We start from the raw sequence: 14,609 nt of genomic DNA on the forward strand, positions 1-14,609 counted from the left end.
GAGCTTTTTTATATATTAAAATTTTACATTTAGTATGTAAATTGATTGTTTTGATTGTTATTTGTAATTGATATTGCTATTTGTGTTTTTCAATTGCAACTAATACTTCATCTTTGCCCTATCAAAATAAAATTAAAAGAAAAAAAATATAAAATTATGTGTGGAATTGTATGTGCCTTTGACTTAAAGCAAAAAGCCGAAACCTTAAGACCTCAAGTATTAGAAATGTCTAAAATCATTCGTCACCGCGGACCGGACTGGAGCGGGATATATAGCAATGATAAAGCCATTCTTTCGCATGAGCGTTTGGCAATTGTTGATCCTGCTTCTGGAAAACAACCGTTATTTACTGAAGATAAAAAATTGGTTTTGGCTGCAAATGGCGAAATCTACAACCACAGAGAATTGCGTAAACAATTTGAAGGAAAATATAACTTTCAGACTGAAAGTGACTGCGAAGTTATTCTGGCTCTTTACAAAGAAAAAGGACCTCATTTTGTGGATGAAATGAATGGTATCTTCGGATTTGCAATTTATGATGTTGAGAAAGACGAATACTTTATTGCTCGTGACCACATGGGAATTATTCCATTGTACATCGGTTGGGATCAAGATGGAACTTTCTATGTAGCTTCAGAATTGAAAGCTTTAGAAGGATATTGTACAAAAATTGAATTATTCCCTCCGGGACATTATATGACAAGCAAAGACGGTGAATTTGTACAATGGTACAAAAGAGACTGGACAGAGTATGATGCTGTAAAAGATAACGAAACGAGTATTCCTGCTATTAAGGAAGCTTTAGAAGCAGCAGTTCACAGACAATTAATGAGTGACGTTCCTTACGGAGTATTGCTTTCAGGAGGTTTGGATTCCTCTATTACTTCGGCTGTAGCCAAAAAATATGCACAAAAACGTATTGAGTCTGATGACACTACTGATGCGTGGTATCCGCAATTGCACTCTTTTTCTGTTGGACTTGAAGGTTCTCCTGATTTAGCAGCTGCTCAGGTTGTCGCAAAACATATCGGGACAATTCACCACGAAATTAAATTTACAATTCAGGAAGGTTTAGATGCTGTTCGTGATGTGATTTACAACCTTGAAACGTATGATGTGACTACGGTAAGAGCTTCGACTCCAATGTGGTTAATGGCAAGAGTTATTAAGTCAATGGGAATCAAGATGGTACTTTCTGGAGAAGGAGCAGATGAGTTGTTTGGAGGGTATTTATACTTCCACAAAGCGCCAAACGCAAGAGAATTCCACGAAGAAAACGTTCGTAAACTAGGTAAATTACACATGTACGATTGTTTAAGAGCGAACAAAAGTTTAGCTGCCTGGGGAATCGAAGGTCGTGTACCTTTCTTAGACAAAGAATTTATGGATGTTGCCATGCGCATCAACCCTCAGGATAAAATGATCAACAAAGAACATCCAATGGAAAAATGGGTTGTTCGTAAAGCTTTCGAAGATATGTTGCCGGAAAGTGTAGCATGGAGACAAAAAGAACAATTTTCTGATGGAGTAGGTTACAGCTGGATTGATACTTTGAAAGAAGTGGTAGCAGAAGCAGTTTCAGACGAGCAATTAGCAAATGCGAGATTTAAATTTCCATTACAAACACCAACTTCAAAAGAAGAATACTACTATCGTTCCATTTTTACAGAACATTTTCCAAGTGATGCAGCGGCATTATGCGTGCCTCAGGAAGCAAGTGTCGCTTGTAGTACAAAAATTGCTTTGGAGTGGGATGAGGCTTTCAAAAACATGAATGACCCATCTGGAAGAGCGGTTGCAAGTGTACACGATGATGCTTATCAAAAATAATAAAGTTTAATTTAGAACTTAATAGTACAGAAAACGTTCTCTCTGAGGGCGTTTTCTTGGTTTATAAAACTTGTTTAAAACGTTTTTTTGTGAGTTTAATTATTTGCAGGTTAAATGTTTATTTGAATTTTTTATATTTGGCTTTCGCCGAAAGAAGAAATTTTGCAGAATCAAGTCAGGAATAAATACATAATTAAAACAGAATAGTATGGGTGGGATATTAGCCGTTATAGGTAAAGGAAAAGACCCGCAACTCGTAAAAGAACTTTCTAAAAGAATGTCGCATCGAGGGGTTGATGATAGTGATTTGCATATTATGGGAAATGGAAGCATTCTGGCTAGTGAACGGATGTCTATTATGGATTTGCATTCAGGTAAACAGCCAATTCAGGGGTCAAAAAGTGCATGGATGGTTCATAATGGAGAAATTTATAACCATCAGGAATTAAGAGAAGGAATTTTAAAACATCATACATTTAAAACAAAATCAGATTCGGAAGTAATAGTTCATTTATACGAAGAATTTGGTTATGATTTTTGTAATTTACTGGATGGGGATTTCGCATTTGTAGTTGTTGATGGTGATGATTATATTGCCGGAAGAGATCCTGTAGGGGTCAAGCCTTTGTATTATGGACTAGACGAAAGAGGAAGAATTTATTTTTCTTCCGAAATGAAATCAATTGCGGATCAGTGCAAGTCGTTTTCTACATTTCCTCCAGGTCATTATTATACAGCAAAAACGGGTTTTGTGAAATATTATGAACCTGAATATGAGGAATACGAAAATGCAAATCAACCCCTTGATTTAGATTTGATAAGAGAATCCTTGATTGAATCTACCCGTAAACGTTTAATGGGTAATGTGAATGTTGGAGTATTGCTTTCAGGAGGTTTAGACTCATCTTTGACTTCGGCTATTGCATCGCGATTATTAGCTGGAAGCAAAGAAAAATTACATTCATTCTCTATAGGTTTAGATGCTGATTCTCCGGATAATATTGCGGCAAGAAAAGCAGCGGAATTTCTTGGAACAGAGCACCATGAAATTCATTTTACTGTTGAGCAGGGAGTTGAAATTCTAGAGAAATTAATTTATCACATTGAAACCTATGATATTATTTCAGTGCGTTCTGGAGTGCCAATGTATTTGCTCGCTAAAGCAGTAAAAGAAAAAGGTATAAAAGTGATACTTTCGGGAGAAGGAGCTGATGAAGTTTTTGGAGGACATTTGTATTTTAGAAATGCGCCATCTTCAGAAGAGTTTCAAAAGGAAACGATCGAAAGGGTTCAAAAGCTGTTTACTGCTGATATATTAAGAGCTGATAAATCGACAATGGCGCATAGTTTAGAACTCAGAGTTCCATTTTTAGATAAAGATTTCCTGGATGTTGCAATCCGAATTAAAACAGAGGAAAAACAGCCAAAAACATATGAAGCTGTTGAAAAATATATTTTAAGAAAAGCTTTTGATACACCAGAAGATCCCTACTTGCCATCAGAAATTTTATGGAGACAAAAAGAACAATTTTCAGACGGAGTGGGTTATAATTGGGTAGATCAGTTAATTGAATATTGTGCTTCTCAGGTTTCAGATGAACAATTGGCTGGTGCGAGTATAGAATTTCCGTATAATTCGCCAACAACAAAAGAGGCATATTTGTACAGGTCTATTTTTCATAAATATTATCCACAGGTCAGTGCAGCACAAACAGTAAGGAAATGGATTCCGAAATGGCAGGATAACCTTGATCCAAGCGGGAGAGCTAATGCGGCACATCTAAATGCAGATACTGAAATCGCAAAAGCCGGTGTGAATGTTTAAGAATTAAACTTATTTTTATATTTCAAATTTGAATTTGAAAATTAATTTAAAAAACTGAAATAACATTTAATGCTTATTTTGGTTTTTTGTGCTATTCTTATTTTAGAATCTGTAATTTAAGAAATTGTAATTTAAAGTTAGCTTTTAGATTTATATTTTGATTTTTCAGACAATTGTGTTAATAACTTAGGGCTTTAAATGGTATTTTTAAGAGGTATATAAATTGCGTTTTTATATATTTGCGTGTTAAGACAATAATTACATTTTTTTAGAATAAATTATATGAGCGAAGAAATCAAGAAGAACAATTATTCAGCAGATAGTATTCAGGCATTAGAAGGAATGGAGCACGTAAGAATGCGTCCATCGATGTATATTGGAGATGTGGGTGTTCGAGGGCTGCACCATTTGGTTTATGAAGTTGTGGATAACTCTATTGATGAGGCGATGGGAGGACATTGCGATACTATTGGTGTTGCAATAAACGAAGACGGTTCGGTAACTGTTGAAGACAACGGTCGTGGTATCCCGGTTGATTTACATAAAAAAGAAGGCGTTTCTGCACTTGAGGTAGTAATGACTAAAATTGGTGCCGGAGGTAAATTCGATAAAGATTCTTATAAAGTTTCCGGAGGTTTGCACGGAGTTGGGGTTTCAGTTGTAAATGCACTTTCTGTTCATATGAAGTCTACTGTTTTTAGAGACGGTAAAATTTACGAGCAGGAATACGAAAGAGGAAAATCATTATATCCGGTAAAACAAATCGGAGAAACAGATAAAAGAGGTACACGTCAGACATTTTACCCTGATAATACTATTTTTACTCAAACAACGGAGTTTTCTTATGATACTCTATCAGCACGTATGCGTGAGCTTTCTTTCCTGAATAAAGGAATCACAATCACTTTTACAGATAAAAGAGAAGTTGATGATAAGGGCGAATTCAAAGTTGAAGTTTTCCATTCTGATGAGGGTTTAAAAGAATATATCCGTTATTTAGATGGTAACCGTGAACCAATTATTTCTCACGTTATCAGTATGGATAATGAAAAAGGCGAAATTCCGGTTGAAGTTGCCTTGATTTATAATACAAGTTATACAGAGAATATTTTCTCTTACGTAAATAATATTAATACACACGAAGGAGGAACGCATTTACAAGGTTTTAGAAGTGGTTTAACAAGAACCCTTAAAAAATATGCCGATGCTTCCGGGATGTTGGATAAATTGAAATTCGAGATTGCGGGAGATGACTTCCGTGAAGGATTAACAGCTATTATTTCTGTAAAAGTTGCCGAGCCACAATTTGAAGGGCAAACAAAAACTAAGTTAGGAAATAGAGAAGTAGTTTCTCCGGTTTCTCAGGCTGTAGGAGAAATGCTGGAAAATTATTTGGAAGAAAATCCAAATGATGCCCGTATCATTATCCAGAAAGTAATTTTGGCTGCCCAAGCCCGTCACGCTGCGAAAAAAGCACGTGAAATGGTACAACGTAAAACCGTTATGGGTGGTGGTGGATTGCCAGGAAAACTTTCAGATTGTTCTGAGCAGGATCCTGCAAGATGTGAAGTTTATCTTGTCGAGGGAGACTCGGCAGGTGGGACGGCCAAGCAAGGTCGTGATCGTGCTTTTCAGGCTATTTTACCTTTGCGAGGTAAGATTTTGAATGTTGAAAAAGCAATGCACCATAAAGTGTTCGAAAACGAAGAGATTAGAAATATTTTTACTGCGCTTGGTGTTACTGTGGGAACAGAAGAGGATAGTAAAGCATTGAACCTTTCAAAACTGCGTTACCATAAAGTAATTATCATGTGTGATGCCGATGTCGATGGTAGTCACATTTCTACCTTAATATTAACGTTCTTTTTCCGTTTTATGAAAGAATTGATTGAAGAAGGTCATGTTTACATTGCAGCTCCACCTTTGTATTTAGTTAAAAAAGGAAATAAAAAAGAATATGCATGGAATGATGTTCAGCGTGATCAGGCGAATGAAAGAATGGGAGGTAGTGCAGCTATTCAGCGTTATAAAGGTCTTGGAGAGATGAATGCAGAACAATTATGGGAAACTACAATGGATCCTGATTTCAGAACTCTTCGCCAGGTTAATATTGATAGTTTAGCTGAAGCTGACAGGGTTTTTTCTATGTTAATGGGGGATGAAGTACCGCCGCGTAGAGAATTTATAGAAAAAAATGCAGTTTATGCTAACATTGATGCCTAATAAAATTTAGTTGTAAATTCGTTTAATTGTTTAAATTTACTAAACGATTAAACGAATTTTTTGATTATAAATAAACAAATTAATTAATAACCAATAAAGTATAAAATATGAAAGTTACCATTGTAGGAGCAGGAAATGTTGGAGCCACTTGTGCGGATGTTATTTCTTATAGAGGAATAGCAAGCGAAGTTGTATTGTTGGATATTAAAGAAGGTTTTGCCGAAGGTAAAGCATTGGATATTATGCAATGTGCAACTAATACAGGTTTTGATACCAAAGTATCAGGTGTAACCAATGATTATTCTAAAACTGCCGGAAGTGATGTAGTCGTAATCACATCAGGAATTCCAAGAAAACCGGGAATGACTCGTGAGGAATTAATTGGTATTAATGCAGGAATTGTAAAAACAGTTGCCGAGAATTTATTAAAGCATTCACCTAATACCATAATAGTTGTAGTTTCTAATCCAATGGATACTATGACCTATTTAGCTTTAAAGTCAACCGGATTGCCTAAGAATAGAATAATTGGTATGGGCGGAGCATTAGACAGTTCACGTTTCAGAACCTATCTTTCTTTAGCTTTAGATAAGCCTGCAAATGATATTTCAGCAATGGTAATTGGAGGCCATGGTGACACCACTATGATTCCGTTAACTCGTCTCGCTTCTTATAATGGAATACCGGTAACGGAATTCCTTTCAGAAGAAGTATTGCAAAAAGTTGCGGCCGATACGATGGTAGGAGGAGCTACGCTTACAGGACTTTTAGGGACATCAGCTTGGTATGCTCCTGGTGCTTCAGTTGCTTTTTTGGTAGATAGTATTTTGAATGATCAAAAGAAAATGATAGCATGCTCTGTTTTTGTAGATGGAGAGTACGGGCAAAAAGATATATGTATTGGAGTACCGTGTATAATTGGTAAAAATGGAGTTGAAGAAATTTTAGACATTCAATTAAATGAGAATGAAAGAGCGCTGTTTGCGAAGAGTGCAGATGCGGTTAGGAGTATGAATGATGCCTTAAAGTCGATTTTAATATAAAGATTTTCGAAAAAAAAGAAAAAGGCTGCACTTTTGCAGTCTTTTTTTTGAGATTAATTAATAAATAAATTGGTTAATCTTTTCGAGAATTATATATTTGCTCGGTTTAAAAAAAATGTGGTAATTCGTGATTTAGTTTTTTAGTTTTTAAAAATCATGTCAGGGCTTATTTTATGGGACTTTAAAACAAAATAAACAATAAAACATAATTAATTTTTAGTAATAATGCAGAATAAAGGACTTATTAAATTTTTCGCAATTCTATTTGCATTGGTAAGTATTTACCAACTTTCTTTCACTTTTGTGGCTAATAATGTCAAAAGTGAAGCTAAGGTTTTAGCAGGAAACAATCCTGATAAAGAATTAAAATATTTGGATTCTATTGGTAAAGAAAAAGTATTGAATCTTGGTTTTACTGATTTTACTTATAATGAAGTAAAAAATAAACAATTAAATAAAGGTCTTGACTTAGAAGGAGGAATCAATGTGATTCTTCAAATTTCTATAAAAGATGTTTTGAAAGGATTGGCTAATAATTCTAAAAACCCTGTATTTAATAAATCATTAGCTGATGCAAGTGCAAATTTAGAAGGAAACAAAACCTATTTAAATAAGTTTTTTGAAGCTTTTGAAGCGAATTCAAACGGAACTACAAAATTAGCCTCGCCAGATATTTTTGCAAACAGAAGTTTACAGGGTGAAGGTGGTATCGATTTTCAAATGTCTGATGCTCAGGCTCAAAAAGTAATTAAAAGAAAAGTTGATGAGTCTGTTGAAAGTGCTTTTAAAGTACTAAGAGAGCGTATCGATAAATTTGGGGTTACTCAGCCAAATGTTCAGAAATTAGGAGAAACAGGAAGAATCTTAGTTGAACTTCCAGGTGCAAAGGATGTTGACAGAATTAAAAAATTATTAGGAGGAAAAGCTCAATTAGAGTTTTGGGAAACTTTTAAAATTGAAGAAATCGGAAACTTTTTAGTAGCTTCTAACGAAGCATTAAAAAAGACTGAAATCAAAAAAACAGAAACTAAAGCTGTTGTTAAAGATTCATTGAATGCTTTATTGACTGATGCTAAAGATTCAGTTGATACTAAAAAAGGAAACAATCCATTATTTGACAAAATGATTGGCCAGGGTGGTGGACCGGTTTTAGGTTATTTTGCGCCAAAAGATACTGCAATTGTTAACGAGTATTTTAAAAGGCCGGAAATTAGAGTTTTATTGGCTGCTGACCAACACAATGCAAAATTTGTGTGGAGCAAACCAACTACTACAAAAGATGCTAAAGGAAAAGATATTGAAGCTGTAGAATTATATGCTTTAAAAGGAAACAGAGATAATGCTCCTGCTATGAGCGGAGGTGTAGTTACGGATGCAAAAGATACTTTTGACCAATTAGGAAAACCAGCTGTTTCTATGCAAATGAACAGTCAGGGAGCTAAAATTTGGGAAGAATTGACAGGAAGAGCTTTTTCTCAAAAAAGCTATATTGCTATTGTTTTGGATAATGTAGTTTATTCTGCACCAGGAGTTACAAGCGGACCAATTGCTGGAGGAAGATCTGAAATTACAGGTTCTTTTGATGTAGCTGAAACTAAAGATTTAGCAAACGTATTAAATGCAGGTAAATTACCAGCTTCTGCAGATATTATTCAATCGACTGTTGTTGGGCCATCTTTAGGACAGGCAGCAATTGATGCGGGAACAATTTCATCTATATTAGGATTCTTATTAGTTTGTTTATGGATGGTATTTTATTATGGTAAAGCGGGTTGGTATGCTAACCTTGCGTTATTGTTAAATTTACTTTTCTTGTTCGGAATTATGGCAAGTTTTGGTTTTGTATTAACATTACCAGGTATTGCAGGTATCGTATTGACATTGGGTACTGCGGTAGATGCGAACATTATTATATTTGAAAGAGCAAAAGAAGAATTACGTGAAGGTAAATCATTATCTGAAGCAGTTACTGCCTCTTACGGATGGCATGGAGCAATGCGTTCTATTATTGATGCAAACGTTACGCACGTTTTAACCGGAGCAATTTTGTTTATTTTTGGAACAGGACCAATCAAAGGTTTTGCTTTAACATTACTTATTGGTATTGTAACGTCATTGTTTACGTCAATCTTTATTGCAAGAATTTTTATTGACAGAAACATTGCCGGAAAAGGTGATTTAACTTTCTCTACAAATATTACTAAAAACTGGTTTACTAATTTCCACTTTGATTTTATTAAAATCAAAAAATTCACTTATATTTTCTCTTCAATTGTAGTGGTAGTAAGTTTAATTTCGATCTTCTTCGTGAATGGATTAGATGAAGGGGTTGACTTTGTTGGAGGAAGAACTTTTCAGGTAAAATTTGAGAAACCTGTAGATGCTACAGTTGTTTCAGATGAATTGTCTGCAGCTTTTGGAACTCCGGTTGAAGCTAAAATTTTAGGTGATGATGATCAATTGAAAATCACAACTAAATATAAAATTAAAGAAGATGGAGTAGCTATTGATGAAGAAGTGAATCAGATATTGTATAAATCATTAGCGAAATATTTTCCTAATGTGACTTATGATAAATTTACCAATACTTTTGACGGTAAAAAAGTTGGAGTTTTACAATCTTCTAAAGTTGGAGCTTCTATCTCTGAAGATATTAAAACAAACTCATATTGGGCGGTTCTTGGAGCGATGGCAGCAATTTTCCTTTACTTAATGGTTTCTTTCCGTAAATGGCAATATTCATTAGGTGCGATTGCAGCTGTAGCGCATGACGTAATCTTTGTATTAGGGATCTACTCTTTATGTTATAAGTTCATGCCTTTCCACATGGAAATGGATCAACACTTTATCGCTGCGATTCTTACCGTTATTGGTTACTCTATGAATGATACTGTAATTGTATTTGACAGAGTTAGAGAGTTTATTGTTGGAAACCGTAAAGGTAGCTTTGAAGATATCGTAAACGCTTCTATTAATACTACATTATCAAGAACATTGAATACTTCATTAATGATGATTATTGTGTTGTTAACGATGTTTATCTTTGGTGGAGAGTCAATTAGAGGATTTATCTTTGCAATGTTAGTAGGTATTGTGGTAGGAACTTACTCTTCGTTATTTATCGCTACACCAGTATTGGTTGATACAATTTCTAAAGATGAGAAACATACAATCGAAGACAAACATAATACTAAAGAATAATTACAAGTTTTAAATTATAAAAAGATCCAACTTTCGTTGGATTTTTTTTTTTTTTTCGTAATTTTTTTATAAGAGAAAAAATGGATTGTACTAAAAAAAATAAGAATCAATAATTCTGATTTCTTAGTAAAGAAGTTAGTAACTACTTGTTTATGTATTTGCGTTCGAGTTTATTTGTATCAAAAGATTTTTTAAAAGGTTTGATGCTTTGTACATACTTACAGTCAGGTTTTTTGAAAAGGAAATTTCTAATTTAGCCCTGATGGGAGCGGTATCCTTTTTTTGGTTTTCTTTAACCGGAAAAAGATATAGCGAACAGCAGGACAGAAAGTTATTATATGCGATAATTTCTGCTTTTAAAGATAAGAATTAAGAGGGTTACTAATAATTAATTAGATATTGGAGAATGTTACGTTAGGTATGAAACAAAAAAATGCCCAATACACTAAAACGTATTGAGCATTTTTTATATTGAATTATTTGTTTAAGATGTTGCTATAGGGTTTCTTTGTGCTCTAATGATGAAGAAAAGTCCAATAATTATAAATGGAATACTTAGCCATTGTCCGGTTGAGAAATAACCTAATGTACTTTCAAAACCTCCTTGGCTTTCTTTTACAAATTCTACTATGAACCTTACCACAAATAAAAGAACTAAAAATAATCCGAATAAGTAGCCTGATTTAAGTCTCGCATTTGTTTTCCAATATAGAAAGTATAAGGTAGCAAATACAAAAATGTAACAAAACGCTTCATACAATTGTGTTGGATGCTTTGCAGGAACCTCAGCTAATAAATCAGCAAATTTTGGATCAGTTGCAATGGTCGTATATGCGTCTTTTGGATTTGCAATTCCAGTAGCTTTTACAGCTTTCGCTTTGCTGATTTTATCGTGAAGAAAACGAATTCCGAACGAGGAAGTAGTTTCGTTACCTATGATTTCAGAATTCATAAAGTTTCCGATACGTACTAATACTGCACCACTGGCAACAGGAATAACAATTCTGTCTAAAATCCATAAAACAGAGCGGTGTAATATTTTTTTATTGTAAAGGTACATGGCAATAATAATTGCAATTGCTGCACCATGACTAGCTAAACCTTGAAAACCTACAAACTCCCAGCCATTGATGAAACCGAAAAGTGTAGATCCGTTATTTTCCCTAATTGGTAAAAACATCTCTAAAGGATGGTTTCTGAAATAATTATCTTCATCGTAAAAAAGAACTTGTCCCAAGCGGGCGCCAATCAAAGTTGCTAAAACGGTCCAGACAAATAATGAATCCAGTTTGTCAATTGATTCGTTTTCGCGTTCGAAAATCTTTTTCATCAGGAACCAACCTAAAACAAAAGCAATTACGAACATTAAGCTGTAGTAGCGAATCATAAAAAATCCTAAATCGATTCCTTCTGAAGGATTCCAAACGATGTTTAAAGCGTGTGTCATGTAGTATTATAATTTTTAGATACAGTAAAAATAAATATTTAAAGCAGAGTAAGTCTTTATTAAAAGTTAATGTTTGTGCGAACATTTCTTTTCCGGAACAGGATCGTAGCCTGTTCTTCCCCAAGGATGGCAACTCAAAATACGCTTTATTCCTAAGTATCCGCCATAAAATAATCCGTGTTTTTGCAAGGCTTCAATCATATAGCTTGAACATGTTGGTTCAAATCGACATGACGAGGGTGTAAATGGCGAAATAGCATTTTGATAAAAGCGTACTAATAAAACAAATGGAGTTATGACTTTCATGATTTATTAGGAATGAATTGGTTTATATCGAAAAGCTGGTGCCCTCTTTCCCATCTTTTAATTGAATGCCTAAAGTAATTAACTGATCTCTGATTTGATCAGAAAGAGCGAAGTTTTTATCAGCTCTTGCCTGATTTCTCATTCCGATAAGCATGTTTACAACACCTTCTAATTTGTCATTATTACTGTCGGCAGCCTTTTCATCACTTAATCCTAAAACATCAAAAACGAAAGCATTGATTGCCGTTGAAAATGATTTTAAATCTTCGGCAGAAATGGTCTCTTTGTCTTCTTTGAGTAAATTAATATAACGAACTCCTTCAAATAATTGTGCAATTAAAATAGGAGTATTGAAGTCATCATTCATTGCATCGTAGCATAATTGTTTCCATTTATTGAAATCAATAGAACTTAAATTGCCTGTAGAAATTGCAGGTAAAGCATCAAGTGCTTCCATTAATCTTTTGTATCCTTTTTCGGCAGCAGTTATGGCATCATCAGAAAAGTCTAAAATACTACGGTAATGTGCCTGAAGCATAAAAAATCTCGTTACAGATGCAGAAAACGGTTTGCTTAAAACCGTATTTTCTCCACTTAAAATTTCTCCCGGTAAGATATTATTTCCGGTAGATTTAGCCATTTTTTTACCGTTTAGTGTAAGCATGTTGGCATGCATCCAGTAATTTACCGGAGACTGACCTGTACAGGCTTCATTTTGGGCAATTTCGCATTCGTGGTGTGGGAATTTTAAATCCATTCCGCCACCGTGAATGTCAAAATGATTTCCAAGATATTTTGTGCTCATTGCAGTACATTCAAGGTGCCAACCCGGGAAACCATCACTCCATGGAGATGGCCATCTCATGATATGCTCTGGTTCTGCTTTTTTCCAAAGTGCAAAATCCTGTGGATTTCTTTTGTCGGACTGCCCATCAAGATCACGGGTGTTGGCTAGCATATCTTCGATATTTCTACCGCTTAAAATTCCGTAATTGTTGGTTTCGTTATATTTGACAACATCAAAATAAACTGATCCGTTGGCTACATAACCAATTCCGGTATCAATTATTTTTTTAATAATTTCAATTTGTTCAATAATATGTCCAGTTGCAGTTGGTTCGATACTTGGCGGTAAAAAATTGAAAGCTTTAAGAATGTCATGAAAATCAACGGTGTAACGCTGAACGACTTCCATTGGTTCTAATTGTTCTAAACGTGCTTTTTTTGCAATTTTATCCTCGCCTTCATCAACATCATCAACGATATGTCCTACATCTGTAATGTTTCGGACATAACGTACTTTATAATCCAAATGTAGAAAATACCTGAAAATTACGTCGAATGACATAAAAGTCCTCACATTTCCTAAGTGTACATTGCTGTAAACAGTAGGTCCGCAAACATACATTCCAACATTTCCTTCATGGATTGGTTTGAAATTTTCTTTTTCACCCGAAAGTGAGTTGTATATTTTTAATGGTTGTGATGTATATAATGACATATTTTTACTGTTTAATCGTTTAATCGTTAATTTGTTTAATTGTGATTATCGGATTTGTTCTTGTGAAAGATAATATTTTTTTAGATTGTTTATTTGATTACAAATTTTTCAAGTTTTTCGCGACATTGAATGTATTCTTGTTCTGAAATGTAGTTTAAATCTTTTGAAAGAATTAAATGATTTAATGTTTCCATTGCTGAAGAATATGAAATTGTTAAAAAATGAGCCTGGTCTTTATTTGTGTTTCTTGATGTTCCTTCAGCAATATTCGTAGCAATCGAAGAAGAGCTTCTCTTTATCTGAGAGGTTATTCCAAATAATTCGTGAGAAGGAAATGCAATTGTCAATCTATAAATTTCTAAAATAAAAACTCGAGAATTTTGCCAGACTTCTAATTTTTCAAAAGAAAAGAGATACATGTTTTTTATTTAATTGTTAATTTGTTTAATCTAAAAATTAGACTTGTAATGAAGCGATTAAACAAATTAACGTTTTACCGATTAAACTTAAAATTGCGTATCTAACTTAATATAATCTAAAAATTCTCTTTTCGTTTGCGGATCTTTGAATTTTCCACCGAATTCAGATGTTACTGTACTGCTTTCGATATCTTTAATTCCTCTTGAGTTTACGCAAAGGTGTTTTGCATCAATAACGCAGGCAACATCTTCAGTACCTAAAGCATTTTGAAGTTCCTGAACAATCTGCATCGTTAAACGCTCCTGAACCTGAGGTCTTTTTGCATAATATTCTACGATACGGTTCATTTTAGAAAGACCAATAACTCTTCCGCTGGATATATAAGCAACGTGAGCACGTCCGATAATTGGTAATAAGTGGTGTTCGCAGGTAGAATAAACAGTAATGTTTTTTTCTACTAACATTTCACCGTATTTGTAATTATTGTCAAAAGTAGAGGCTTTTGGTTGTTTTGCAGGATTTAAACCTCCAAAAATTTCTTTTACAAACATTTTTGCAACTCGGTTTGGGGTACCTTTTATGCTGTCATCTGTCAAATCCATTCCAAGTGTCTGCAGAATGTTTTCAACATCTTTTTTTATTTTTTCTATTTTTTCTTCATCAGTGATATCAAAAGCATCCTCTCTTAATGGGTTTTTTGCATTGCTGCTGAAGTGATTGTCACCTATTTCGTCTAAAAAATCTTCGTTATTTATCATTAAAAACTACTATTATAATGTGGTATATCTTTTTAAGGCGGTAAAGATAATTAAT

At 34.2% G+C, this 14,609-nt stretch carries 10 protein-coding genes; 5 read left to right on the forward strand and 5 right to left on the reverse strand.

The annotated features are described in order from the left end of the window. Positions 1-156 precede the first annotated feature (156 nt). The 5 genes from asnB (BXU10_RS23875) (at position 157) to secDF (ending at position 10,122) form a co-directional block, all read left to right on the forward strand. A complete protein-coding gene (gene asnB, locus BXU10_RS23875) occupies positions 157-1,830 on the forward strand; it encodes an asparagine synthase B (protein ID WP_078229973.1) in 1,674 nt (557 codons plus the stop codon). 208 nt (positions 1,831-2,038) lie between these two features. Continuing rightward, positions 2,039-3,655: an asparagine synthase B gene (gene asnB / locus BXU10_RS23880; RefSeq protein ID WP_078229940.1), complete on the forward strand. Its 1,617-nt coding sequence runs from the start codon at positions 2,039-2,041 to the stop codon at positions 3,653-3,655. Between the two features lie 282 nt (positions 3,656-3,937). Then, positions 3,938-5,878, forward strand: a complete 1,941-nt coding sequence (gyrB, locus tag BXU10_RS23885; protein WP_078229941.1) for a DNA topoisomerase (ATP-hydrolyzing) subunit B — start codon at positions 3,938-3,940, stop codon at positions 5,876-5,878. A gap of 107 nt (positions 5,879-5,985) precedes the next feature. Continuing rightward, complete coding sequence (gene mdh, locus BXU10_RS23890) at positions 5,986-6,921, forward strand: malate dehydrogenase (RefSeq protein ID WP_078229942.1); 936 nt, start codon at positions 5,986-5,988, stop codon at positions 6,919-6,921. A gap of 225 nt (positions 6,922-7,146) precedes the next feature. After that, the gene (secDF, locus tag BXU10_RS23895) at positions 7,147-10,122 is read left to right on the forward strand and encodes a protein translocase subunit SecDF (RefSeq protein WP_078229943.1); all 2,976 of its coding nucleotides are present in this window, start codon (positions 7,147-7,149) and stop codon (positions 10,120-10,122) included. 484 nt (positions 10,123-10,606) lie between these two features. Here the strand turns inward: secDF and lgt are convergent, their stop codons facing one another. The 5 genes from lgt to folE form a co-directional block, all read right to left on the reverse strand. Next, on the reverse strand, positions 10,607-11,569 hold the full coding sequence (gene lgt / locus BXU10_RS23900) for a prolipoprotein diacylglyceryl transferase (RefSeq protein ID WP_078229944.1): 963 nt from the start codon (positions 11,567-11,569) through the stop codon (positions 10,607-10,609). 66 nt (positions 11,570-11,635) lie between these two features. After that, on the reverse strand, positions 11,636-11,875 hold the full coding sequence (gene yidD / locus BXU10_RS23905; protein WP_078229945.1) for a membrane protein insertion efficiency factor YidD: 240 nt from the start codon (positions 11,873-11,875) through the stop codon (positions 11,636-11,638). 22 nt (positions 11,876-11,897) lie between these two features. Continuing rightward, a complete protein-coding gene (gene cysS, locus BXU10_RS23910) occupies positions 11,898-13,376 on the reverse strand; it encodes a cysteine--tRNA ligase (protein ID WP_078229946.1) in 1,479 nt (492 codons plus the stop codon). Positions 13,377-13,465: 89 nt separating this feature from the next. Next, positions 13,466-13,795: a four helix bundle protein gene (locus BXU10_RS23915; protein WP_123922097.1), complete on the reverse strand. Its 330-nt coding sequence runs from the start codon at positions 13,793-13,795 to the stop codon at positions 13,466-13,468. Between the two features lie 87 nt (positions 13,796-13,882). Next, complete coding sequence (gene folE, locus BXU10_RS23920) at positions 13,883-14,554, reverse strand: GTP cyclohydrolase I FolE (RefSeq protein ID WP_078229947.1); 672 nt, start codon at positions 14,552-14,554, stop codon at positions 13,883-13,885. Between the last annotated feature and the right edge of the window lie 55 nt (positions 14,555-14,609).

This window comes from Flavobacterium sp. LM4, assembly GCF_002017935.1.
In the GTDB taxonomy this organism is placed as follows: Bacteria; Bacteroidota; Bacteroidia; order Flavobacteriales; family Flavobacteriaceae; genus Flavobacterium; species Flavobacterium chungangense.